The organism is Mycobacterium bulgaricum, assembly GCF_041287165.2.
GTDB classification, from domain to species: domain Bacteria; phylum Actinomycetota; class Actinomycetes; order Mycobacteriales; family Mycobacteriaceae; genus Mycobacterium; species Mycobacterium bulgaricum.
In genome coordinates this window covers 42,001-64,193 of sequence record NZ_JBGGKV020000008.1, presented here as the reverse complement: position 1 = coordinate 64,193, position 22,193 = coordinate 42,001, and the positions used below count along the sequence as shown (strand labels likewise).

The window sequence follows — 22,193 nt, the reverse complement described above, 5'->3', positions numbered from 1 at the left end:
GAACCTCGCACCGCGAGCGCGCGTGTCTGCACGCCGACGCGCCGTGCCCACCGAGCACCGGTGCGCGCTCGTCGACCGCGAGAGTGCGCAACACGACACGGATCGCGGCGTGTCCCTGCGCAGACACGCGCGCTCGCGGTGCAGGTCCTCTACTTCTTGGCCATCAGTCCGTCGACGATCTTGTTGAACTCCGGCGTCCCGAACGACACGTACTCGGCGAGGTTCGCGTAGTCCAGCGAGGCCATCACCGACTTCTCCAACTGGATGTTCATCAGGCGCTTCGTCGCCTCGACGGCCTGCTGCGGGAGCTCCAACAGCTTTTTGGCACAGGCGATCGCCTCGGCGAGCGGGTCCGCGACGACATGGTTGGCGAGCCCGAGTTCGACGGCGCGGGCTGACTTAATGCGCACACCGGTGAGGGCAAACTCCTTGGCCTGCAACAGGCTTATTTGCGAACCCCACACCAGCGGACCGCCGTCGGCGGCGACCAGACCGATCGAGACGTGCGGGTCGGCGAAGAACGCGTTCTCGCCGATGTAGACGACGTCGGACAGCGCGGCCAGGCTGCAGCCGAGCCCGACGGCCGGCCCGTTGACGGCGGCGACGACCGGGATGCGGCACCGCACCATGCCGATGACGAGGTCGCGGCCGTGCTTGATCGTCTTCTGGCGCAGAGCTTCGTCGTTGCGTAGCTCGTCGAGGTAGTTGAAGTCACCACCCGCCGAAAACGCCCGGCCCGCACCGGTGATCACGGCCGCGCGGGCGTCGACATCCTCGTTGAGCTCCTCCCAGATCTTGGCGAGACCGACGTGCAGGTTGTCGTTGACCGCGTTGAGGTCGTCGGCACGGTTGAGGGTGATGATGCGCAGGGCACCGTCTGCCTCGACCTTGATCTCGTCCGGCATTCCGTACATGTTCCTAGACCCCCAGTCCGAGGATGCGTTGCGCGATGATGTTCTTCTGAATCTGTGACGTGCCGCCCATGACGCTCTGGGCGCGGCTGTACATGTAGGCCCCGAAGAGCTCCTCGTTGCCGGTGCCGACAGTCTTGAGCGCCGCGTGGCCGACCGACTGCTCGACCCACGTCATCAACAGCTTGTCCAGCGATCCCTGCGGGCCGTGGGTGAGGCCGTCGAGCTGCTCCGACAACCGCCTCCGCACATGAAGGCGCAGCATCTCCGTCTGCACCCACGCCCACAGCAATTCCTCGTTGGGAGCCCCGTCAAGTCCGGATGCCATCTGCCGCACGGTCTTTCCGTAGCGAGCAGAGAACCCGAGCGTCGACGGTTCGCGTTCGTGGCTGACGACCGTCATAGCCAGCTTCCAGCCCTCACCGGGGGCGCCGACCATGTTCTCGGCCGGTACCCGCGCACCGTCGAAGCTGACCTGGCCGAATTCCTTGGTCACGCCGCTGATCATCTTCAGCGGGCGCTGCTCGATGCCGTCCTGGTGCATCGTGACGATGAACGCCGAGATGCCTTTGTGCTTGGGCACGTCCTTGTCTGTGCGGGCGAGCACCAGGCACCAGTCCGCGACGTCGGAGTAACTGGTCCAGATCTTGTGCCCGTGGATGACGTAGTCGTCACCATCGCGGACGGCGGTGGTCGTCAGCGAGGCCAGGTCAGAACCCGCGCCCGGCTCCGAGAAGCCCTGGCACCACCGTTCGGTGCCGTTGATCATCCCCGGCAGGAACCGCTGCCGAAGTTCCTCGCTGCCATGGTGACTCAGGCCGACGACGAGATAGCCGAGGCTGGGCCGCGCGGGAGCGCCGGCCTTCGCGATCTCCTCGTCGACGATGACGTCGTACACCGGCGGAAGGTCCTGGCCGCCGTACGCCTTCGGCCACGACGTGCCGAAGAAGCCGGCCTCGAAGAGCGCCTGGTGCCACTCCCCTGCCTTGGCCCAATATGCGTCACCGGAGGTCGGGAACTTGCCCTTCTGCTCCTTGAGCCAGCCGCTCAACCGCTCGCGGAAGGCGGCCTCGTCGGGCGAATCACGAAAGTCCAATGGTCAGCTCCTCCAACTTGGCGGGCCAGGTCTCGGTGGCGGCCAACACCCGGCGAAGATAGATGTGGGCCAGGCACTCCCAGGTGTTGCCGATGCCGCCGTGCACCTGAATCGACGTCTCGCACACCGTCATCGCTGCGCGGGCACAGTAGATCTTCGCCACGCGGTTCGCCTCGATCGCTTCACGCACCGGGAGCTCGTCGACCGCCCACGCCCCGTGGCGCGCAACGCTGATCGACCCTTCGATCAACGCCAGGCTCTCGGCGAGCAGATGCGCGACGGCCTGATAAGAGCCGATGGCCGAACCGTACTGCTCGCGCACCTTGGCATACTCTGTGGCCAGCGCGTGGGTACCTCGCGCCGCGCCGACGATGTCGGCGGTGGTCGCCGCGAGCGCCAGCGCATACCAGCGCCCAGCGTCCTCGTCGGACAACTCGCCCAGCTCCCCCGGCGATTCCACCACTCCGGCAAGGCTTCTCGTCAGGTCGACGGACTCGGGAACATCCTCGGGCGAGGACACCGATCGTCCGAGCCTGCTCTGCAGGTCGTCGATGAGCACCGGCCCGAGGTAGGGCACGTCGACCAATCCCCTGCCGAACTCCTCGGCGACGAGAGCGACCTCGACGGCAGACGCACCGTCAGCGCGCAGAGTCCGGAAACCGGTGGCATCCACGGCCTTCTCGAGCCGCGCAAGGCGCGTCGCGTCGTCGAGGTCGGCCACCGAGCCCGGCCCGAAGTCCCCTGCCACCTCTGCGGCGGCATCGCGCAGCTGTCGCTGCTCACTGGTCAGACGGACGTCCATCATTTCCTCCGCTCTTCGCGCAAGCGCTCATCGCCTGCTCCCGTAGCACTCGTCGGAGCACCTTGCCCGAGGGCAGGCGCGGGATCTCATCGACGATCACGACGCGGCTCGGACGTTTGTAGGAGGCCAACCGGTCGCCGACCACGTTGACGAGTTCGTCGGTGCCGACGGCGTGGTTGACCGTCACCGCGGCGACGATCGCCTCCCCGTCGGCCGCGGGTACGCCGAACACCGCGCAGTCCTCGACCGCGGGATGACCGTGCAGCACCGCCTCTATTTCGGCGGGCGCCACCTGGAAGCCGCGGACCTTGATCATCTCCTTGGCGCGGTCGGTGATCCGCAGCCATCCCTCGGCATCGAGGCTGCCGATGTCGCCGGTCCGGTACCAGCCGTCGGAAAACGCCTCCGCCGTCCAGTGTTCCGGGAGGTAGCCGGCCATCGCCGAACCGGAGCGCACCTGGATCTCACCCTGCTCGCCGGCGGGCAACGGCTCACCGGTCTCCAGCGACACAGTGCGGATGTCCACTCCCGCGACGGCCCGTCCGACCGTGTCGAGCCGCGCGCCCTGAAGGTCGTTGCACGAGATCACCGGTAGTTCACTGGCCCCGTAGGCGGTCACCCACGGGACCCCGGTGCGCGCCGAAACAGCCTCGGCCACAGTCTGTGTCACGGGCGTGGCGCACCACATGATGTAGCGCAGCGACGACAGGTCGTGGTCTTCCAAATGTGGATGCGCCGACAGCGCGAGCGCAATCGGCGCGACGGCCATCTCGATCGTGATCCCATCGGATTCGATGTGGCGCAGCATGTTGTCGATGTCGAACCGGCGGTGCAGCCGGATCCACGCACCGGTGTCGAGCGCCATGATGATGTTGAGCAGACCGAGAATGTGCGATGGCGGAGTCATCACCTGCATCCGGTCCGCCGACGTCAGGCCAAGCGCCTCACGCCAGTGCCGGATCGCCACGGCCAACGAGGAGTGCGTGTGTCGCACCGCCTTGGGCATGCCCGTAGTCCCCGAGCTGAACACGAACACCGCGTCGTCTTCCGGAGCGGGCGCCTCGGCCAGATAGGGCCCGGGCACGATCTCGTCGTCGAGCGAAAGCATCGGCATCGCCTCCGCGAGCACCGGATGGTCGCCGACCGCATGGGTCGGCGCCGTCAGCGACAGGGCGTGAGCCACCTCGGCCTGCTTCCAGGCGGGGCTCAGCAGTACCGCCGCGGCTCCCAGGCGCCAGATGGCACGCAGTGCGACGACGAACTCCGGTCGGTTGGACGACATCAGCGCGACGCGCGAGCCTCGTGTGACACCTCGGCGGTTCAACGACGAAGCCATCCCGCCGGCCAGCGCGTCGAGGTCGGCAAGGCTGTACTGCCGCTCCTCGAAGGCGAGCGCCATCGGCTCACTCACGTCGCGCGCGCCCCTTCCGGGAGTAGTGGATGATGTTCGCGAGAGGACTACCGCTTGTCCAGGAGAATAGTATTCTCCTATTATCAGAATGACAATGTCGAGAGAGGGTCATATGACCGACCCGCAGACACCGGGAACGGGGTCCGCAGTGACTGAGGCAGCAGCCCAAGGCACCATCACCATCCAGCTCGATGGCAGCACCGCGTCGGTGGCACAGCGGGCGGGTGAAACCCTGCTTGAGAGTGCACGCCGCGCGGGCATGGGGCCGCCGTTCTCCTGCGAGGCAGGCAACTGCGGCACATGCATGGCACTGCTCACCGAGGGCACGGCGACGATGCGTGTCAACGATGCCTTGACCCAGGACGAGGTCGACGAGGGATACGTCCTCACCTGCCAGGCCGTCCCCGACACCCCCGATGTGACAGTCAACTACGACGAGTGAGTCGTCGCGCCGGCGTGCTCGTCCAGCGCCGGCGCCGGCCGGTACTCGGGTTCATAACCGGCGATCTTGACCGGGCTGCCCACCAACCGGAAGCTTCCCGCCGTGACCAACGCCTCAGGCGTCGCCTCAAGCGCCTCCGGCAAGGTCCGCACCGCAGCGACAGGAAGTCCCAAGGGCCGCAACCGTTCCTGCCAGTTCACCGCGGCGTCCGTCGCCAACACAGCGCTGACCAGCTCCAGCACCTCGTCGCGGCGGGCCGCACGCTCGGCCAACGTCTCGAAGCCCTCGATGCCCGCCTCGGCCGCGAACGCAGCCCAGAACGCGTCGTGGGTGATGAACAGCGCCAGATAACCCTGCGCGGTGAGGAACAACTGCGCCGGAACGTAGAACGAGTGCGCGCCATAGGGATAACGCTTCGGCTCGAGCCCGTCGTTGAGGAACGCCGCCGCCCGATAGTTCAACTGCGACAGCATCACGTCCTGCATCGACACGTCGACCTGCCCGCCGCGGCCCGCCACGATCTGCGCCAGCAGGCCGAGCGCCGCGGTCAGGCCCGTCGAGTTGTCCACCGACGAATAGCCCGGCAGCGTCGGCGGGCCCTGCGGATCGCCCGTCATCGCCGCCACGCCCGTCGCCGCCTGGATCACGTAGTCGAACGCCGGATCGTCGCCGCCGTTCAGCCCGAAGCCCGTCAGCGCAACACAGACGATGGCCTCGTTGAACACCTTGAGCGACTCGTAGGTCAATCCAAGCCGCTTGATCGCCGACGGCTTCATGTTGACCAGCAGCGCATGCGAATTCGCGACCAGCTCACCCAGCTGCTGACGGCCTTCCGCAGAACGCAGGTCCAGCATCACGCTCTGCTTATTGCGGTTCAGGCTCGCGAAATAGCTGTCGCTGACCTGCCGGGAGATCTCCCCACCCGGCGGTTCGATCTTGATCACCTCGGCGCCGAGGTCGGCCAGCATCATCGTCGCGTACGGCCCCGCGAGCATGACGCCGACCTCGAGAATCCGGATGCCGGCAAGCGGCCCAGCGCTCATCGCTGCCCTCGGCTCTTCGCGCAAGCGCTCATCGCTGCCCTCGGCTCTTCGCGCAAGCGCTCATCGCACGGCCTTGGCGAGCTCGCCGATCACCTCACGCGTCCGGTACTTCGACGCCACCAACTCATCGCGCGTCTCCCCGATCGGCAGCAGACGCACCGACAGATCGGTGACACCGGCATCGGCGAACTGCTTGAACCGCTTCAGAATCGACTCTTCATCGCCGGCAGCGCAGAGGTCACCGACATTGCGGGCATCGCCGCGGTCCAGCAGCCGCTGATAGTTCGGTGACGTCTCCGCCTCGGCCAGGATCCGGTTGGCTCGCTCCTTGGCCGCATCGATCTCGGAGTTCGCACACAGACACACCGGGATGCCCGCCACGATGCGCGGCGCCGGACGGCCGGCGTCCGCCGCAGCCTTGGTGATCTTCGGCGCGATGTGCTCTCCGATGGCCTTCTCGTCGGCCATCCACAACACGGTGCCGTCGGCCTGCTCGCCCGCAATCTGCAGCATCACCGGTCCGAGCGCGGCGACGAGCACCGGAACAGGCTGCTCCGCACCGAGAACCGTCGGGTTGTGCACCGTGAATGAATCGTTCTCGACGTCGACGTCGCCAGGGCCGGCCAGCGCGGTGTTGAGCACCTGCAGGTAGTCGCGGGTGTAGGCCGCAGGCTTCTCGTACGGGATGCCCAACATGTCGCGCACGATCCAATGGTGTGACGGCCCGACACCGAGAGCCAGCCGGTTGCCTGCCATCGCGTGCACCGAAAGTGCCTGTCGAGCAAGGGCAATGGGGTGCTGCGCCTGCAGCGGCACGACAGCGGTGCCGAGTTCGATGCGCGAGGTGTGGGCGGCCATCAGGGCCACCATCGTCAGGCAGTCGAAATCGTTGGGCACCTGCGGCATCCACGCGGTATCCAGACCGGCCGACTCGGCCCATTCGATGTCGGAGACCAATTTGGCGACCTTGCGGGCCATATCGCCTCGCTCGGCCCCGATCATGACGCCGAGCCTCATTGCCATGCCTCCTTCGGCGAGTGTGCGTTCAGGGCGGAGAACAGCCCGAAATGGCGCCCAGGGCGCACACTCGGTGACTCCGCCATCACAGTGCGGCTTCCTTGGTCAGCTCACGCACGTCGCGCACCAGGTCCTCCAGCGAGGTACCGGTCGGGAAGACCGCGGCCGCACCGGCGTCGAGCAGCTTCTGCACATCTCCCTGGGGGATGGTCCCACCCACGACCACGGCGATGTCGCCTGCGTCGGCCGCCCGCAGTGCGTCGACCGTCCGGGCCGTCAGCGTGACATGGGCCCCCGAGAGGATCGAAAGGCCGACCAGCGCAACATCTTCCTGAAGGGCGATCGACACGATGTCTTCGATGCGCTGCCGGATGCCGGTGTAGATCACCTCGAAACCCGCGTCGCGCAGCGTGCGCGCGACGATCTTGGCTCCCCTGTCGTGGCCGTCCAGACCTGGCTTGGCCACCAGAACTCGAGCACTCATCGTTAGAACAGCTCCTCCATTAAAAGACGACAGGCTGCTGGAACTCGCCCCACACCGACTTCAGGGTCGACACCATCTCTCCCACTGTGCAGTAGGCGTTCGCGCAGTCGATCAGCTTGTGCATCAGGTTGTCATCGCCTTCGGCGGAGCGGGCCAACGCGGCCAGTGCTTCCTTCACCGCCACGTCGTCGCGCTCGGCCTTGACCTTCGCAAGACGCCGGAGCTGCTTGTCGCGCCCCTCCGCGTCGAGCTCATAGGTGGCCAGGTCGGGCGGCGGTTCGTCGACGACGAACTTGTTGACGCCCACGACGGGGCGCTCCCCCGATTCCACCTCCTGATGGATCTTGAACGCCTCGTCGGCGATCAGGCCCTGAAGGTAGCCATCCTCGATGCAGCGCACCATGCCGCCGTGGGTCTCGAGATCGTGCATGATCTCGATGATCTTCTCCTCGGTGGCGTCGGTGAGCGCCTCCACGAAGTAGGAGCCGCCCAGTGGGTCGGCCACCTTCGTCACACCCGTCTCGTAGGCCAGGATCTGCTGGGTGCGCAGCGCCAGCGTCGCCGATTCCTCCGAGGGCAACGCGAACGGCTCGTCCCACGCGGCGGTGAACATCGACTGCACGCCGCCGAGCACAGCGGCCATCGCTTCGTAGGCGACACGGACCAGGTTGTTCTGCGCCTGCGGGGCATACAGCGACGCTCCACCGGCGACACAGCCGAAGCGGAACATCGAGGCCTTGTCGGTGGTGGCGCCGTAGCGCTCCCGCACGATCGTCGCCCAGCGCCGGCGCCCGGCCCGGTACTTGGCGATCTCTTCGAAGAAGTCGCCGTGGGTGTAGAAGAAGAACGAGATCTGCGGCGCGAACTTGTCGATGGTCATGCGGCCGCGCTCGACCACGGTGTCGCAGTAGGTGACGCCGTCGGCCAGCGTGAACGCCATCTCCTGCACGGCGTTGGCACCTGCGTCGCGGAAGTGTGCGCCGGCCACCGAGATCGCGTTGAACCTCGGCACCTCGGCGGCGCAGAACTCAATGGTGTCGGCGATCAGGCGCAGCGACGGTTCCGGCGGCCAGATCCACGTCCCGCGGGACGCGTACTCCTTGAGGATGTCGTTCTGGATGGTGCCCGTGAGCTTCTCGCGGGGCACCCCCTTCTTCTCGGCCGCCGCGACATAGAACGCGAGCAGGATGGCAGCGGTGCCGTTGATCGTGAAGCTCGTGCTGATCTTGTCCAGCGGTATGCCGTCGAACAGGATCTCCGCGTCGGCCAGGGTGTCCACGGCGACACCGACGCGGCCGACCTCCTCGCCGAACTCTTCGTCGTCGGAGTCATAGCCGCACTGCGTCGGCAGGTCCAGGGCTACCGACAGTCCCGTACCGCCTTGATCCAGCAGGTAGCGGTAGCGGTTGTTCGACTCCTCGGCGGTGCCGAAGCCCGAATACTGACGGAAGGTCCACGTCTTACCGCGGTAACCGGACGCGAAGTTACCGCGCGTGAACGGATACTCACCGGGTGGCGGCGGTTCGGCCGCCCGCTCGCCCGGCCCGTACACGGGTTCCAGCGGGATACCGGAGGGGGTCTCGACCCGAGGCACGACTTGCTCGCTCATCGTTGGATAACGTACTTGCAAAAAATGAGAATGCCAATACCGTCTGAGGGAAAGCCGCACGCTGCAGCATGTGCGACACCCCCAATAACCGAGTCGAAGCCCCGGTACACAGCGATTATGGGATTCGCCTAAAATGAGAACGGCACTATCTAGCGCCGACGAGGAGGGCCGACGTTTGCCTGGACACGACACGACGGACAGCACGACGGACCGGACGTCGTTCGCCGACCGGACCATCGTGGTCTCCGGAGGGAGCCGAGGGATCGGTCTGGCCATCGCCTTGGGCGCCGCCCGCCGCGGCGCCAACGTCGTGCTGCTGGCCAAGACGGCCGAGCCGCACCCCCGGCTTCCCGGCACCGTGCACACCGCCGTGGCAGAGGTCGAGGCGGCCGGCGGCAAGGGCGTCGCGGTCGTCGGCGACGTCCGCAAGGAAGAAGACGTGGCGCGCGCGATCGACACCGCCGTCGAGCACTTCGGCGGCGTGGACATCGTCGTGAACAACGCCAGCGCGATCGCCACCGAGGCGACCGATCAGCTGTCGGTCAAGAAGTTCGACCTCATGATGGACATCAACGTCCGGGGCACCTTCCTGTTGACCAAGGCCGCGCTGCCGCATCTGCAGCAGTCGCAATCCGCGCACGTGCTCACGCTCGCGCCGCCGCTGAACCTGTCGGCCAAATGGCTGGGCGCCCACCCCACCTACACGCTGTCCAAGTACGGAATGACGCTCCTGTCGCTCGGCTGGGCTGCCGAATACGCGGACGCGGGGATCGGCTTCAGCTGTCTGTGGCCGGAGACGTACATCGCGACCTCGGCGGTGACGAACCTCGCGGAGGGGGACGCGCTCGTGAAGGCGTCCCGGAGCCCGGAGATCATGGCCGACGCCGCGGTGGCGATCCTGTCGCAGCCCTCGGCCGACGTGAACGGGCAGACCTTCATCGACTCCGAGGTCCTCACCAAGGCGGGCGTGACCGACCTGTCCCCCTATGGCGGCGGTGACGACCCGATCCTGGACATCTTCGTCGACGAGCGCACCTCATGAGCATCTCGCTGCTGCTGGAGATGGCGTGCGACGCCGGTCCCGACCGGACGGCCATCGTGGCCGACGACTTGCGCCTCACCACGGCGGAACTCAGCGGCCTGGCCGACGGCGGCGCCGGCGTCATCACGGCATCAGGGGCCCAGCACGTGGCCTATGTCGGCACGGGCGGCGCGCTGCTGCCGCTGCTCCTGTTCGCGTCCGCGCGAGCCGCGATACCGGTCACGCCGCTGAACTACCGGTTGTCGGCCGACGGTCTGCGCGCGCTGCTCGACCGGCTCCCCGACCCTCTGGTGGTGGTCGACGACGAGTATCGCGACGCGGTCGGTGACGGATACCGGACGATCGGCTCGGCGGAGTTCCTCGAGCAGGCCCGAACGGCCGAGCCTGCCGCGGAGTTCGCCGACCCCGACAGCGTCGGCGTGGTGCTTTTCACCTCGGGGACGACGTCCAAGCCCAAAGCCGTCGAGCTCACCCACAGCAACCTGACCAGTTACATCATGGGCACCGTCGAATTCGCCTCGGCCGAGCCCGACGATGCCGCGCTGATCTGTGTGCCGCCGTATCACATCGCCGGGGTCAGCGCCGCCCTGTCCAACCTGTACGCGGGCCGAAAGATGGTCTACCTCACCAACTTCGACGCACAGAAGTGGGTGCGGTTGGTGGCCGAGGAGGGCGTCACGTCGGCGACGGTGGTGCCCACCATGCTCGACCGCATCGTGACGGTCCTGGAGGCGGAGAACGCCACCCTGCCCACGCTGCGCACCCTCGCCTACGGCGGGTCCAAGGTTCCGCTGCCGCTGGTCCGAAAGGCGTTGTCGCTGCTCCCGGCGGTCGGGTTCGTCAACGCCTACGGTCTCACCGAGACCAGCTCGACCATCGCCGTGCTCACCCCCGACGACCACCGCGCCGCGCTGGCCGCCGCCGACGACGCCGCGACGCGGCGGCTGGGCTCGGTGGGACAGCCCGTGCCGGGTATCGAGGTCGAGATCCGCGGCGAGGACGGCACCGTGCTGGGCCCCGGCGAGACCGGTGAGCTGTTCGTCCGCGGGGAGCAGGTGTCCGGGAAGTACACCGACATCGGTTCCGTGCTCGACGAGAACGGGTGGTTCCCCACCAAGGACGTCGCCCACCTCGACGAGGAGGGCTATCTGTTCATCGGTGGCCGCTCCGACGACACGATCATCCGCGGCGGCGAGAACATCGCACCCGCCGAGATCGAGGACGTCCTCGTCGAGCATCCCCACGTGCACGACTGCGCCGTCGTCGGCGTCGACGACCCCGGGTGGGGCCAGATCATCGTCGCCGTCGTCGTGCCGCAGCAGGGCACCGTCCCCGATGTGGAGGACCTGCGCTCCTATGTGCGCTCTCAGTTGCGCGGCTCCCGGACTCCCGACCGGGTGGTGTTCCGAGAAGAGCTGCCCACCAACGCGACCGGCAAGGTGCTGCGCCGCGAACTCGTCAGCGAACTGAACCAGGACCGATTGCCGGCGCAACCGGCCGCGACATAAGGAGCCCGCATGATCAAGAACGGCACCCGCCTGCAGAGCCAGGTCTGCGACACCCAGGTGATCGTCGTCCGCAGCGCCGAGAGCCTCGACGACCTGAGGGTCGGAGGGGCGCCGGTGATCCCGGTGGGCGGCGAGGTTGATTCGAGCCTCTCTTTGGACGACTCGCTGGCCGACGGCAATCTGATGGGCAAGCGCTACGTCGACGACGGCGGCGCCGAGGTTCTCGTCACCAAGGCGGGCAAGGGCACCATCAGCATCGGCTCGACCCCGCTCTCACTCAAGGAAGCCAAGCCGCTGCCCGCCAGCGACTAGACACGCCGGCCATGACGGTGTCGCCACCGCGTTGTGGAGCGCCACCGGGTCCGGTAAGGCGATCGCCGCGTATGTGATTGCGGTGTCGGTGGTCTCGGCCGTGGCGGTCTGCTTCCTGCCCGGCAGCTGGCGAGCGGCGCCCGACACGGCTCGTCGCGAAGCGCATTCCATTCCGGCACCCGACTGATACGTTCGGCCGGTGAGGCCACGCCGCCTGCTCGTCAAGTACGCCGCAGGCCTCACGTTCGCCTACCTGCTGACGGTCGCCGAAGTCGTGGGCATCGTCGTCGCGCTGGCCGGCCGCGGCGTCGTCACCCTCGGCAACATCGTCACCCTGTCTGCGGTCGGACTGATCGGCATCACCACGGTCAGCCTCGGGGCCGTACTGATCCTGCGGCCGTCCCTGCGGTGGCTCAAGGCAGGCAGACGTCCCACCCCGGCCGAGATCCGGACGACGGCGCGGATCATGCGACGGCAATCCGCCATCACACTTGCGCCCTGGCTCCTGACGGCGGCGGTCCTCGTCCCGCTGAACTTGCACGCGGAGGCGACGGTGTTCGTCGTGCTGACCACCGCGTTGCTGTTCGGTGCTATCGCGACGGTGTGCACCGGATTCCTGTTCACGCTCCGCACACTTCGGCCTGTGCTGTCCGCAGTGCCCGCCGATGCCGAACGACCACCCGCGCCGGGGGTTCGGGCCCGGCTGCTGATCATGTGGGTGGTCTGTACGGCCCTGCCGGGGTCCGCGATCGCGGTCCTGCTGGTCATGAGATACCGGGAATGGCTGCTCGACCGATCGTCACCTATCGAACTCGCGCTGCTCGTCCTGGCACTCGTCGCCGTCGTCCTGGGCCTGCGAGCGATGATCCTCGTGTCGATGTCCATCTCCGATCCGGTCAACCAGGTGGTCGACGCGATGGCCGACGTCGAGAGGGGCAAGATCGACCGCACCATCGACGTGTACGAATGGTCCGAGATCGGCCGGCTGCAAAGCGGTTTCAACCGCATGGTGGCCGGTCTGCGGGAACGGGACAGGGTGCGCGACTTGTTCGGGCGCCACGTCGGTGAGGAGGTCGCCCGCCGGGCCGTCGACGAGGCCGCCGAGCACGAGGCCGCCGGTGATGAGCGCGAAGTGGCCATCCTGTTCATCGACCTGGTGGGTTCGACGGGGCTAGCCGTGGAGCGAGAACCCCACGAAGTGGCCGAGATCCTCAACGACTTCTTTCGGATCGTTGTCGCGGAGGTCGACGAGAGGCATGGCCTTATTAACAAGTTCCAGGGTGACGCCGCGCTCGCCGTCTTCGGTGCACCACTGCGAATCCCCGACCCGGCAGCGGCGGCGATGGCCACCGCACGGGCCCTCGCCCTCGAACTACGCAGGCTTCCGGTCGATTTCGGAATCGGCGTGTCCGCGGGACCGGTGTTCGCCGGCAACATCGGCGCCGAGAACCGCTACGAGTACACCGTCGTCGGAGATGCGGTGAACGAGGCGGCACGACTTGCCGACCACGCCAAGCAGTTTCCCGGTCGAACCCTGTGCTCTGGCACCGCGCATGCACAGGCACACGACGACGAGCAGTCGTGCTGGGCAGCAGATGGCCGGACCATCCTGCGCGGACGTGCACAGGCCACCGACATCTTCACGCCGTCGGCACGTTAGTCCGGCGCAGGCCAATCTGGTTGTCCCGCCGCATGACGACACTTCGAAGCCGCTGTCGGACATGACTGAGCGTCAGTCCCCCATGGCTGCTGCGCTCGCCTGCATGATGAAGCGGACCGCGTCGTTGCGTGAGATCGAGCCCATCATCTGCGCGGCCGCGCGCATCTCCTCCCCCACGATCCAGGTCGGGCCGTTGGTCAGGTTGTCGAACGCCTCGGTGATGACGTCGTCGACGGACGCGGTGCCCTTCGGGCGCTCGTCCACGGTCGCGATGGTGCCTCGTGAGTGCTCGAGGCGACGCAGCGCGGGTGTGTCTGTCTTGCTCAGGATCAGCCCGAGCACGTCGACGCCCTTGCCGTGCAGTTCGGTCCACAGCGCTTCGGCGAACACCATGTCGAAGGCTTTGGTGGCGCTGTAGGCCACCATGTTCGGGCCTCCCGCAAAACCCGCACCGGAGCCGAACAGGACGATGCCGCCGCGCCCTCGCGACACCATGCCCTCGGCGAAGTGATGACTGAGTTGCATCGGTACCAGGCTGTTGCGTCGCAGCATGGCCTCCGCGGCGCTGATCGGTTGGGACAAAAAGGGTTTGAAGTCGGGGTCGGCGCCTGCGCAGTAGACGAGCATGCCGACCTCGAGGTCACGCGTCGCGTCGATGACCGTTGCCGCGGCGGCATGGGAGGCGAGATCGGCCGGCAGCACGCGCGTCTGGACACCGAATCGGTCCTCGATGGTGGACGCCAGTTCGGCCAGCACAGACTCGCGCCGCGCGACGAGGACCACGTTGAGTCCCCGCTGCGCGAGCGCCTCGGCGAAGGCGGCCCCCACCCCATCGGAGGCACCGGCGACGAGCGCCCACGGACCGTACCTGTCGGCGAAGCTCATCCCGCCGTGACCGTCCGCACGATCACCGTCGTGAACCGTCTGCGCCGGATCCGCCAGCCCGTGTCGGTGCGGACGAACTCGTCGTCGTAGAAGCCCGCCGCGTTGACTCCGGACGTGTTGTCCTGGGACATGATCAACGCATCGACATATGCTCGCGCCGTCGCGGTGTCGCCGTCGACCGTCACCGCCTGGTTGCTGATCCGGTGCAGGGTGTGCCCGGCCATCTCGTGCGCGGCCACCATGAAGTCGACGACGGCGTCGACTCCGTGCCAGCGGCCGATCTCGCCGTAGTCGAGTTCACAGTCGTCGGCGAACACCGTGCGGAACAAAGTCCAGTCGCGGCTGTCGATTCCGGTGCCGTAACGCACGAGGACGTCGCTGATGTCCTGGCGGTCTTCGCGGTTACTCATCAGATGTCTCCGTTCGGGTGGACCACGATCCGCGGCGGACCGTCGGACCTGCGTGCGAGGTCGATGGCGTCGGGCACCTCGTCGAGGCCGATGACCTTGCCCACACACGGCAGCGGATCCAGGCGCCCGTCGACGACCGCGTCCAGCGTGCCGTACCAGTCTTGCGGCATCGGCCCGCCACCGAACTGGATGGTGACACCTGCTCGGGTGGCCGCGGTGATGTCGAGACTGTCGCCGGTGTACCACCCTCCGGCGCAATAGATCCGAGTGGCCATGTCCGACGAGTCGACCAGCTTCTGGATCAGTCCGGCCGCGCCGACGCACTCGAAGATCGCGAGGGCTCCCCACAGGTTGTGCTCGATGCGCGCTTCGCGCCACACGTCGAACGGTGATCGCTGCGCCGGGTCGACGGCGATGTGCGCGCCGAAGTGGGTGGCCAGTTCGCGACGGTCTGCCTTGTAGTCGGACACGATGATCGGTTCGACGCCGCGGCTGCGCAGCGCCGCGATCGCGGACAGGCCGATGGCTCCCGCACCGATGACCAGGGGTACTTCCCCTGGCTGCAGCCGGGCCGATCGAACGTAGAATTCGCCGACGGCGAATGCGTCGACCACCGCGATCGCGTCGCTGGAGACCTCACCGGGGGCGGACCTGGCGATCGCCTCGGCCACGACGACGAGTTCCCCGAAGCTGCCCTGCGCTTCGGGGTGCTGACCGATGATCCGTGCACCACCTCTGCCGCCGTCCACCAGACGGATGGGTATCGACGTCACGCGGGTTCCGACGGGGAATTGGTCGGTGCATCCAGGTCCGTGGCCGATGACCTCACCGACGAATTCGTGGCCCAGGACGATGTCCTGCTCGGCGTCATAGAGTGAGCGGCCCGTCGGATCGTCCACGCCGGCTTCCGGGTGATCCATGAAGTGCACATCGGAGGCGCAGATCGCGGTACTCAGCGTTCTCAGCAGCAATTCGCCCGGCCCGGGCACAGGATCCGAGACCTCGCGAGCCTCGAGGCGGCCCCGCCTCAATGCCACTGCCCGCACAAGCGCTCCTTGCATCTCTCGAATATTCGAGATATGTTCTCGACAATCTGGCGTCACTATAGGAAGGCGCTCGGCGAAAGGTCAAGGGATGGCCGGTTCCGCTCCGACTGGACGGGTGGTCGACATCGTCGAGCTGCTCTCACATCCGGGCCACGAGCAGCTGCGCTTCTCGGACGTCGTCGACAAGCTCGGTCTGACCCAGGCCACCGCGCACGCGATCCTGACGACACTGTGCGAACGGAACTGGATCACCCGCGACCCCGCATCCAAGACCTACTCGCTCGGCCCGGCACTGGCGGCGGTCGGCGCTCGCGCGGATCTCGCGCGCCCGCTCATGCATGCCGCGCGCTCTGCCACCCATCAGTTGCGCACCGAAACCGGCTATGCCAGTTCAGTTCTCGAACGTCTCGACGACACCCTGATTGTCGCGGCACACGTGAGCGTGGACGCCGCCACACCGGCGCTGGGACCCGGCGACCGTATTCCGCACACGCCTCCGTTCGGGGTCGCACTGGCCGCCTGGGACACCCCGGCCGGACAGCGGGAATGGCTGCGACGCGCCGGTGACGACGCCGAACTCGTCGCGCGGCTGGAAGCGGTGTTGACCAAGACGAGACAGCGTGGCTTCGACGTCGACTGGACCACGCCGGCGATGGCTCAGGCCGCCGCGCTGGTGGTCAGGTTGCAGCGAGAGGGCGTACCGGCGCAGGTCGCCGAGGTCATGAACCGGCTGCTGGTCGAGTGCACCGCGGTGGGCCTGCTCGACGACGACGACGAGACCGCGCGGCTGGCGCATCCGGTGGCGACCGTCGCCGCTCCCATCCTCGACGAGCAGGGGTTTGCGACGCTGATCCTCGCCGTTCATCCTCTTCAACCGTTGCGCGGCAGGCAGATTCGCTCACTGGGTGAGCGCGTCAGCGCCGTTGCCGCCTCACTCAGCGGTCAGCGGGCGCGTACCGCAGCATCGTCACGTCGTGATCGGGATAGTCGAAGAACACCGGCTTGACCCGCATACCGATCGTGACGTCCTCGGGTTCGACGTCAACGAGCTCGGTCGAAAATCGCGGCCCTTCGTCCCATTCGACGATGGCGAGCAACTGCGGCACCGCATCAACGAAGTGCAGGCCGACGGGCCGCCGGGCCACTGTGAACGAGTAGAGCGTCCCCATTCCGGAGATCTCTCGCCACTCCAGGTCGTCAGCGAGCGTGCGGGGCGCACGAACACGCGGATAGAACACGTACGACTGCGATGACGGGGAGTACTGGATGACCACACGATGCTCGGCCAGTCCATCCCAGAATGGGGCTGTCGTCGGCGTTTTCACGGGCATCGGCCGCTCAAGACCGGTCACGGTCAGTCCCCTTCCAGAACGAGCGTGGTCTGCTCGGACAAGATTCCGCCGTTGCCCGAAACGAACGCCCGGTGGCAATCGGCAACCTGGGCGGCCCCCGCGCGCCCCATGATCTGCCTGGTCGCGTCGCACACATGGTGCATGCCCCCGGCGTTGCCCGCCTGGCCGAAGCCCAACTGCCCTCCGGCGGTGTTGAGGGGGAAGTCGCCGCGAAAGGTCAGATCGTGCTCGGTGACGAACTCCATGCCCTTCCCTTTCTCGCAGAAGCCCGCATCTTCGAGGCTGAGCAGCACGGTGATCGTGTAGCAGTCATAGATGGAGACCATGTCCATCTGCTCGCGCGTCAGGCCGGACATCGAGAATGCGGTGTCGGCAGCCCGCGCGATCGGAGTCTGCAGCAAGTCCTCGGCGTAGGTCGGCGTCTTGTAGGGCACCTGCTCGCCGAATCCCTTGATCCACACCGGCCTGTTCTTGGCCTTGGCGGCCACATCCGCGCCGGCCACCACCACCGCCGCGCCCCCGAGGCACGGCATCACGATCTCCAGCATGTGCAGAGGGTCGGCGATCACCGGGCTGGCCAGCACATCCTCGATGGTGAGCGGCTTGTCTTTCCAGATCGCGCCTTCGGTGTGGTTGGCGTTGACGCGCTGATCGACCACGATCTTGGCCATCGCCCGCTCGTCGTAGCCGTACACCGAGGCATAGCGCTGCGCGACCTGCCCATACGGCCCGTTCTGGCCCAGATTGCCGTAGGGAATCTCGAATTCGGCCTGTGGAGAACCGAACTGGTTGCTCGATGCGCCGAAGTAGACGGCGTCGATGAGCGGCTTGGGTTTCTTCTCCGATGTCGGGGTGAGGTAGCGCGCGGGAATGGCGCACAGCACCACGTCACAGATACCGAGTTCGATGGCGGCGGCCGCACGCCACACCATGCCGACCGCGCTGGCGCCCCCGAGATCGACGAGTTCGGCGAAACCGGCACGCACACCCAGGTATTCGGCGACGGTCGACGGCACGAAGATTTCGGACTCGGCCAGGTGGGAGGTCACGATACCGTCCACCTGCTCGCCTGAGAGCCCGGCGTCGTCGAGCGCAGCGGATCCGAGTTCGGCCCACTGCTCCAGCGTGAACGGCGCGACGCCGGCCTTGTTCAGCCGTTCCGGCGGCAGTTCCACATAGCCGACGATCGCGGCTTCACCGCGCAAACCCATGTGCTGCTCCTGTCATTTGCGGGGCAATCCGAGAATCATCTGGGCGATGATGTTGAGCTGAATCTCTTTGGTACCGCCGCCGATCAATTCGGCGGGTAGATGGAAGTACGGTTCGACGATCGCCGGATCGGAATCCTCCACGAGCGCCGACGGTGCCGTGAGCCCCAGGGTTGCCGTGAAGGTGCGCCGCAGCATCACATTCATCGCGACCTTGGCGATACTGGATGCCGGCCCTGCCGCCTGCCCGTCGAGGAGTCTCAGCACCTCGCGCACGGCGAGCACCTTGATCGCGTTGGCGTAGGCGTCGGCCTCACCGAGAGCCGCGAGCACCCGGGCTCTGTCCGGCCGTTCTTCCTCGGCGAGACCGCGCAGAATGCTCGCCCTGTCGAAGTTCACGTAGCCGCTGATCGCAACCCGCTCCTGGGCCATCGTCGCGATCGCGAGGTTCCAGCCATCGGTGGGGCCGCCGAGAAGAAGTTCGTCGGGGACGAAGACGTCCGACAGGAACACCTCGTTGAAGTGCGCCTCCCCGGTGGCCTGGCGAATGGGTTGCAGCTCAATGCCTTCGGAGCGCATGTCGACGATGAAGTAGCCGATGCCCCGGTGCTTGGCCGCGTCCGGGTCGGTGCGCGCCAGCAGGGCGCCGAAGTCCGCGGTGTGGGCCGACGACGTCCAGATCTTGTGGCCGTTGATCCGCCAGCCGCCCTCCACCTTGGTGGCGCGCGTCGCGAGGGCGGCAAGATCGGAACCCGCGCCCGGCTCGCTGAACAATTGGCACCAGCCGAGCTCACCGCGTTGAGTCGCCGGGATGAACCGCTCCTGAAGGTGTTCCGGCGCCGAGCTGATCAGCGAAGGGAGGATCCACTCGGAGATCCCCAGCGACGGCCTGACCAGATCGGGTCTTTTCGCGAACTCCTCGTCGATGATCAGCTGCTGCAGCTGGGTCGCTTCGACACCCCACGGTCTCGGCCAGTGCGGCGCGATCAGACCCGCGTCGGCGATCAGGGTGCGCTGGGGTCCGGTGGCGAGATTCGGGTAATCGCCCTGCCTGCCGGGTCGGTCGTTGGACAGCGTGAGCGCCTCGTCGAGCACCGCCGCGACGTCTCGGCGGAAGTCGGCGTCGAGGTCGCCGAGTTTGACCGACACGTCCCGGGTTTGGGTCCGTGTCAGATCTCCGAGCTGTTCGGCGAAACGTCCAGCGGGGCCGATCGATGCGGCCAGGCTCGTCGCCTTCCGCCAGTACAGATGGAGGTCGTGCTCCCACGTATAGCCGATCGCGCCGAACATCGTGAGGGTGTCGAGGACCAGATCCGGTGCGGGCGCGACGGCCATCAGCGCGGCACCGGACGCGGCGATCCGATACTGCGCTGGATCCTCCGACAGCGAGCGCACGGCATCCCACGCCGCCGAAACCGCCAATTCGCTGCTGACCAGCAGCATGGCGGCCTGGTGCTGCAGGGCCTGGAACGTGCCGATGGGCTTGCCGAACTGTTCGCGCGTGCGCAGATGCTCGGTGACGGCCTGCACGCACCAGCGGATCGTGCCCGCGGCCGCACTAGCCGTCAGAGCCAGTGCGACGCAGCGGGCGTGGTCGTCGTCGATACCCTGCAGGACAGCTTCTTTCGGACACGTGTACCCGTCGAGGCGAATGACTCCGATGTCGACCGTCTTGTCGGTGCCGTTGCGCGCTTCGACCTCGACCCCGCCCTGCGACGGATCCACGATGAGCCACACGGGTTGGCCGTCTGCATCGGCGGCGGCGAGGATCACCTGTGCCGAGCATGCGGCCGGTGTCGGCCCGCAGGTGCCGGTCACCGACCAGCCATGCGCTGTGGACGTGACCCTGAAGCTATGGTCGCCGGGCAGGATGACAGCGGCCGGCGCACCGCCGGCCAAGCGCCTGAGAAGTTCCACACGCGCCGGGGTGTCGTCGGCGAGCAGGGCGATCGCGCTCGCCGTCACGCTCTGCAGCACCGGCCCGGGCAACATGGCGAGCGCGGCAGCCTCCAGTACGCACGCGGTGTCCACGAGAGTGCCGCCCTGCCCACCCATCTCCTCGTCCAGATGGACAGCGTGAAAACCGTTGGCGACGAAGTCATCCCACCACTGGGGTAGCTCACCTGCGGCCAGCGCCTCGAACGACCCGCGGGTCTTGTCGATCGGAGCGTGTCGTGCGGCGAACTGGGTGACAGCGTCGGCCAAGTGAAGTTGCTCGGGCATCAGTCCGATCGTCATCGCGCCCCCTCGGCGGCAGGGCGCCGCAGGCCCCGGAAGAAGTGGGCGGCGGCCACAACGGCCTCCGCTGTCGGCCGTGGCGTCCAACCGAGCTCACGTTCGGCCTTCGTGTGGTCCAGAGGGGTCATGATGTGCATGAGGCGGATATTGAGCGGCGTGAGCATCGTGTCCTTGTTCCGGATTCGCGCTATGGCCGCGCTGACGTGACCTGCCGCCGACATCGCCCGGATGGGGATCCCGATCTTGGGCGCGGCGATTCCGACTGCGGCACAACCGATTTGATGGATCTCCCGGGTACTCATGAACCGTTCGGACACGATGTAGCGCTCCCCCACCCGACCGTGCTCACCGGCGAGAATCATGGCGCGAGCCGCGTCTTCGATGCCGACGACCTCGGCCTCGTATCCGTCGATGTAGAAGGGAAGCTTGCCTCTGACCGCGGCCGCGAGCATGCCACCGTGCGGGGTGGGCAGGAAGTCGCCGGCACCATAGGTGTTCGCGACGCACATCGCCACCCCGGGCAGCGCCCTCTCCGCGCAGTAGCGCATCACGAGTTCTTCGGCGGCGACCCTCGATCGAATGTATTCGCCTCCGATGTCGAGCCAGTTGTGGCGGGTCGTCTCGTCGGCGAGCCCGCCGTCGACGAGACCGATCGTGCCGATGGAGCTGGTGAAGACGAAGCGGTAGAGGTCGGCGTCGGCGGCGACGTCGAGTACGTTGCGCAGGCCGTCGACGTTGGTCCGCCACAGCGGCCGCGGGTCGCGCAGCCAGGGGCGCGCGTCCACGACGCAGTAGTAGACGATGTCGCATCCCGCCATCGCGTCGCGCAGCGCCTGGACGTCGAAGATGTCGCCGTAACGGATGTCCACGGGAAGCCCGTCGATTGCCCGCGTGGAGCTCGTGGTTCGGATGAGCACACGGATGTCCGTCTCGCCGTCGGCGAGCAGCTGTTTGACGACGTGCGAGCCCAGGAAGCCGCTGGCGCCGATCACCAGCTTCGTTCCCACCACCGCGACCTCCAGCTTCATCCAACTGCAGTCAAACGAGACGCAACGTCTCGTCTTGTGGCACACTACGGGCGATGATCGGGCGTGTAAAGCCGGGCGGGGGCCCCTGATGGCCGCCGACACCACGGCGCCTAGACGGCGCAGCGAGCGTTCACGCATGGCCATTGTCGGCGCGACCCGAAAGCTGCTGCTGGAACGCGGCTTCGACAAGCTCACCATCGAGGCCGTCGCTGCGCGGGCCGGCGTAGGAAAACAGACGATCTACCGCTGGTGGCCCAGTAGGCACGCGCTGGTCGCCGACGTCATCCTCGAAGACGCCGACCGAATCCTGCGCCCCGTCACGCCCACCGAGGACGTCGCCGCAGACGTCTGCGCCTGGGCCGTCAAGCTCGCCACGGCACTCACGACGACGCGAGGCAACGCGATGCTGCGCATCCTGACGACCGCGGGAATGGAGCACCCCGACACGGCGGCCCGGCTCCATGAGGGCTTCACCATGCCGCTGCACGACACCGTGCGAAACCGATTGACAGCAGCCGGATTCGGGACCGCAGCCGCCCAGGACGCCGCCGATGCCATCGTCGGGGGCATCGTCTACGCCATTCTGAGCGAGGGCCGCGCATTCGCACCCCATCGGGCCGAATCCATCACCAGAACCGTCATCGCAGGCGTTGCGGCGATCCGGAGCCAGGCCTGATCAGGATCAAGCG

General features: G+C 67.1%; 22 protein-coding genes. 7 read left to right on the top strand and 15 right to left on the bottom strand.

Going from position 1 to position 22,193, the window contains the following annotated elements; translation table 11 throughout:
- Window positions 1–149 precede the first annotated feature (149 nt).
- From ACAG24_RS20460 to ACAG24_RS20445, 4 genes are read right to left on the bottom strand one after another with little or no spacing between them, the layout of a single operon-like run.
- The gene (locus ACAG24_RS20460; RefSeq protein WP_370474250.1) at window positions 150–914 is read right to left on the bottom strand and encodes an enoyl-CoA hydratase/isomerase family protein; all 765 of its coding nucleotides are present in this window, start codon (window positions 912–914) and stop codon (window positions 150–152) included.
- 4 nt (window positions 915–918) lie between these two features.
- Entirely contained in the window at window positions 919–2,007 is a 1,089-nt protein-coding gene (locus ACAG24_RS20455) for an acyl-CoA dehydrogenase family protein (RefSeq protein ID WP_370474249.1), read from the bottom strand.
- Window positions 1,994–2,809, bottom strand: coding sequence for an acyl-CoA dehydrogenase family protein (locus ACAG24_RS20450; protein ID WP_370474248.1), 816 nt, complete (start codon window positions 2,807–2,809; stop codon window positions 1,994–1,996). Before ACAG24_RS20450 ends, ACAG24_RS20455 begins: the two co-directional genes overlap by 14 nt.
- Window positions 2,787–4,220, bottom strand: a complete 1,434-nt coding sequence (locus ACAG24_RS20445) for a class I adenylate-forming enzyme family protein (RefSeq protein ID WP_370474247.1) — start codon at window positions 4,218–4,220, stop codon at window positions 2,787–2,789. The genes ACAG24_RS20450 and ACAG24_RS20445 overlap by 23 nt, the downstream gene beginning before the upstream one ends.
- Window positions 4,221–4,332: 112 nt before the next feature.
- Between ACAG24_RS20445 and ACAG24_RS20440 the strand changes: the two genes are divergently transcribed.
- A complete protein-coding gene (locus ACAG24_RS20440) occupies window positions 4,333–4,662 on the top strand; it encodes a 2Fe-2S iron-sulfur cluster-binding protein (protein WP_370474246.1) in 330 nt (109 codons plus the stop codon).
- Here the strand turns inward: ACAG24_RS20440 and ACAG24_RS20435 are convergent.
- From ACAG24_RS20435 to ACAG24_RS20420, 4 genes are all read right to left on the bottom strand, one after another.
- The gene (locus tag ACAG24_RS20435; protein WP_370474245.1) at window positions 4,650–5,705 is read right to left on the bottom strand and encodes a CaiB/BaiF CoA transferase family protein; all 1,056 of its coding nucleotides are present in this window, start codon (window positions 5,703–5,705) and stop codon (window positions 4,650–4,652) included. The genes ACAG24_RS20440 and ACAG24_RS20435 overlap by 13 nt on opposite strands.
- A 60-nt stretch (window positions 5,706–5,765) precedes the next feature.
- Window positions 5,766–6,722 carry an LLM class F420-dependent oxidoreductase gene (locus ACAG24_RS20430; protein WP_370474435.1) on the bottom strand — a complete coding sequence of 319 codons (957 nt, stop codon included), beginning with the start codon at window positions 6,720–6,722 and terminating at the stop codon, window positions 5,766–5,768.
- Window positions 6,723–6,807: 85 nt separating this feature from the next.
- Entirely contained in the window at window positions 6,808–7,206 is a 399-nt protein-coding gene (locus tag ACAG24_RS20425) for a cobalamin B12-binding domain-containing protein (RefSeq protein WP_370474244.1), read from the bottom strand.
- A 19-nt stretch (window positions 7,207–7,225) separates the two neighbouring features.
- Window positions 7,226–8,815 (bottom strand): methylmalonyl-CoA mutase family protein, encoded by a 1,590-nt coding sequence (locus ACAG24_RS20420; RefSeq protein WP_370474243.1) that lies wholly within the window; start codon window positions 8,813–8,815, stop codon window positions 7,226–7,228.
- Between the two features lie 175 nt (window positions 8,816–8,990).
- Between ACAG24_RS20420 and ACAG24_RS20415 the strand changes: the two genes are divergently transcribed.
- The 4 genes from ACAG24_RS20415 (at window position 8,991) to ACAG24_RS20400 (ending at window position 13,337) form a co-directional block, all read left to right on the top strand.
- Window positions 8,991–9,857, top strand: a complete 867-nt coding sequence (locus ACAG24_RS20415) for an SDR family oxidoreductase (protein WP_370474242.1) — start codon at window positions 8,991–8,993, stop codon at window positions 9,855–9,857.
- Window positions 9,854–11,365 (top strand): class I adenylate-forming enzyme family protein, encoded by a 1,512-nt coding sequence (locus ACAG24_RS20410; protein ID WP_370474241.1) that lies wholly within the window; start codon window positions 9,854–9,856, stop codon window positions 11,363–11,365. Before ACAG24_RS20415 ends, ACAG24_RS20410 begins: the two co-directional genes overlap by 4 nt.
- A 9-nt stretch (window positions 11,366–11,374) precedes the next feature.
- A complete protein-coding gene (locus ACAG24_RS20405) occupies window positions 11,375–11,677 on the top strand; it encodes a hypothetical protein (protein WP_370474240.1) in 303 nt (100 codons plus the stop codon).
- 199 nt (window positions 11,678–11,876) lie between these two features.
- Window positions 11,877–13,337: an adenylate/guanylate cyclase domain-containing protein gene (locus ACAG24_RS20400; protein ID WP_370474239.1), complete on the top strand. Its 1,461-nt coding sequence runs from the start codon at window positions 11,877–11,879 to the stop codon at window positions 13,335–13,337.
- Between the two features lie 72 nt (window positions 13,338–13,409).
- Here the strand turns inward: ACAG24_RS20400 and ACAG24_RS20395 are convergent, their stop codons facing one another.
- Genes ACAG24_RS20395 through ACAG24_RS20385 form a run of 3 tightly spaced genes read right to left on the bottom strand, consistent with a single transcriptional unit; the run spans window position 13,410 to window position 15,669 of the window.
- Window positions 13,410–14,222: an SDR family NAD(P)-dependent oxidoreductase gene (locus ACAG24_RS20395; RefSeq protein WP_370474238.1), complete on the bottom strand. Its 813-nt coding sequence runs from the start codon at window positions 14,220–14,222 to the stop codon at window positions 13,410–13,412.
- On the bottom strand, window positions 14,219–14,632 hold the full coding sequence (locus ACAG24_RS20390) for a nuclear transport factor 2 family protein (RefSeq protein WP_370474237.1): 414 nt from the start codon (window positions 14,630–14,632) through the stop codon (window positions 14,219–14,221). The genes ACAG24_RS20395 and ACAG24_RS20390 overlap by 4 nt, the downstream gene beginning before the upstream one ends.
- A complete protein-coding gene (locus tag ACAG24_RS20385) occupies window positions 14,632–15,669 on the bottom strand; it encodes an alcohol dehydrogenase catalytic domain-containing protein (protein ID WP_370474434.1) in 1,038 nt (345 codons plus the stop codon). Before ACAG24_RS20385 ends, ACAG24_RS20390 begins: the two co-directional genes overlap by 1 nt.
- 97 nt (window positions 15,670–15,766) lie before the next feature.
- On the opposite strand from ACAG24_RS20385, the gene ACAG24_RS20380 reads away from it, so the two are divergent.
- Window positions 15,767–16,684: a helix-turn-helix domain-containing protein gene (locus ACAG24_RS20380; protein ID WP_370474236.1), complete on the top strand. Its 918-nt coding sequence runs from the start codon at window positions 15,767–15,769 to the stop codon at window positions 16,682–16,684.
- On the opposite strand, the gene ACAG24_RS20375 is transcribed toward ACAG24_RS20380, so the two are convergent.
- The 4 genes from ACAG24_RS20375 to ACAG24_RS20360 are packed head-to-tail and all read right to left on the bottom strand — an operon-like array spanning window position 16,614 to window position 21,486.
- Complete coding sequence (locus ACAG24_RS20375) at window positions 16,614–17,030, bottom strand: Zn-ribbon domain-containing OB-fold protein (protein ID WP_370474235.1); 417 nt, start codon at window positions 17,028–17,030, stop codon at window positions 16,614–16,616. The two genes, ACAG24_RS20380 and ACAG24_RS20375, sit on opposite strands and share 71 nt — an antisense overlap.
- Before the next feature lie 2 nt (window positions 17,031–17,032).
- Window positions 17,033–18,241: a thiolase family protein gene (locus ACAG24_RS20370; protein WP_370474234.1), complete on the bottom strand. Its 1,209-nt coding sequence runs from the start codon at window positions 18,239–18,241 to the stop codon at window positions 17,033–17,035.
- Window positions 18,242–18,253: 12 nt separating this feature from the next.
- Window positions 18,254–20,476, bottom strand: a complete 2,223-nt coding sequence (locus ACAG24_RS20365) for an acyl-CoA dehydrogenase family protein (RefSeq protein ID WP_370474233.1) — start codon at window positions 20,474–20,476, stop codon at window positions 18,254–18,256.
- Complete coding sequence (locus ACAG24_RS20360) at window positions 20,473–21,486, bottom strand: NAD-dependent epimerase/dehydratase family protein (RefSeq protein WP_370474433.1); 1,014 nt, start codon at window positions 21,484–21,486, stop codon at window positions 20,473–20,475. Before ACAG24_RS20360 ends, ACAG24_RS20365 begins: the two co-directional genes overlap by 4 nt.
- A 106-nt stretch (window positions 21,487–21,592) precedes the next feature.
- Between ACAG24_RS20360 and ACAG24_RS20355 the strand changes: the two genes are divergently transcribed.
- Complete coding sequence (locus ACAG24_RS20355; protein WP_370474232.1) at window positions 21,593–22,180, top strand: TetR/AcrR family transcriptional regulator; 588 nt, start codon at window positions 21,593–21,595, stop codon at window positions 22,178–22,180.
- The last annotated feature ends 13 nt before the right edge of the window (window positions 22,181–22,193 follow it).

Coding starts and splice junctions, on each gene's coding strand:
- ACAG24_RS20460 (WP_370474250.1), bottom strand. CDS start 914: ATGTACGGAATGCCGGACGAGATCAAGGTCGAGGCAGACGGTGCCCTG.
- ACAG24_RS20450 (WP_370474248.1), bottom strand. CDS start 2,809: ATGGACGTCCGTCTGACCAGTGAGCAGCGACAGCTGCGCGATGCCGCC.
- ACAG24_RS20440 (WP_370474246.1), top strand. CDS start 4,333: ATGACCGACCCGCAGACACCGGGAACGGGGTCCGCAGTGACTGAGGCA.
- ACAG24_RS20435 (WP_370474245.1), bottom strand. CDS start 5,705: ATGAGCGCTGGGCCGCTTGCCGGCATCCGGATTCTCGAGGTCGGCGTC.
- ACAG24_RS20430 (WP_370474435.1), bottom strand. CDS start 6,722: ATGAGGCTCGGCGTCATGATCGGGGCCGAGCGAGGCGATATGGCCCGC.
- ACAG24_RS20425 (WP_370474244.1), bottom strand. CDS start 7,206: ATGAGTGCTCGAGTTCTGGTGGCCAAGCCAGGTCTGGACGGCCACGAC.
- ACAG24_RS20420 (WP_370474243.1), bottom strand. CDS start 8,815: ATGAGCGAGCAAGTCGTGCCTCGGGTCGAGACCCCCTCCGGTATCCCG.
- ACAG24_RS20410 (WP_370474241.1), top strand. CDS start 9,854: ATGAGCATCTCGCTGCTGCTGGAGATGGCGTGCGACGCCGGTCCCGAC.
- ACAG24_RS20405 (WP_370474240.1), top strand. CDS start 11,375: ATGATCAAGAACGGCACCCGCCTGCAGAGCCAGGTCTGCGACACCCAG.
- ACAG24_RS20395 (WP_370474238.1), bottom strand. CDS start 14,222: ATGAGCTTCGCCGACAGGTACGGTCCGTGGGCGCTCGTCGCCGGTGCC.
- ACAG24_RS20390 (WP_370474237.1), bottom strand. CDS start 14,632: ATGAGTAACCGCGAAGACCGCCAGGACATCAGCGACGTCCTCGTGCGT.
- ACAG24_RS20380 (WP_370474236.1), top strand. CDS start 15,767: ATGGCCGGTTCCGCTCCGACTGGACGGGTGGTCGACATCGTCGAGCTG.
- ACAG24_RS20370 (WP_370474234.1), bottom strand. CDS start 18,241: ATGGGTTTGCGCGGTGAAGCCGCGATCGTCGGCTATGTGGAACTGCCG.
- ACAG24_RS20365 (WP_370474233.1), bottom strand. CDS start 20,476: ATGACGATCGGACTGATGCCCGAGCAACTTCACTTGGCCGACGCTGTC.
- ACAG24_RS20355 (WP_370474232.1), top strand. CDS start 21,593: ATGGCCGCCGACACCACGGCGCCTAGACGGCGCAGCGAGCGTTCACGC.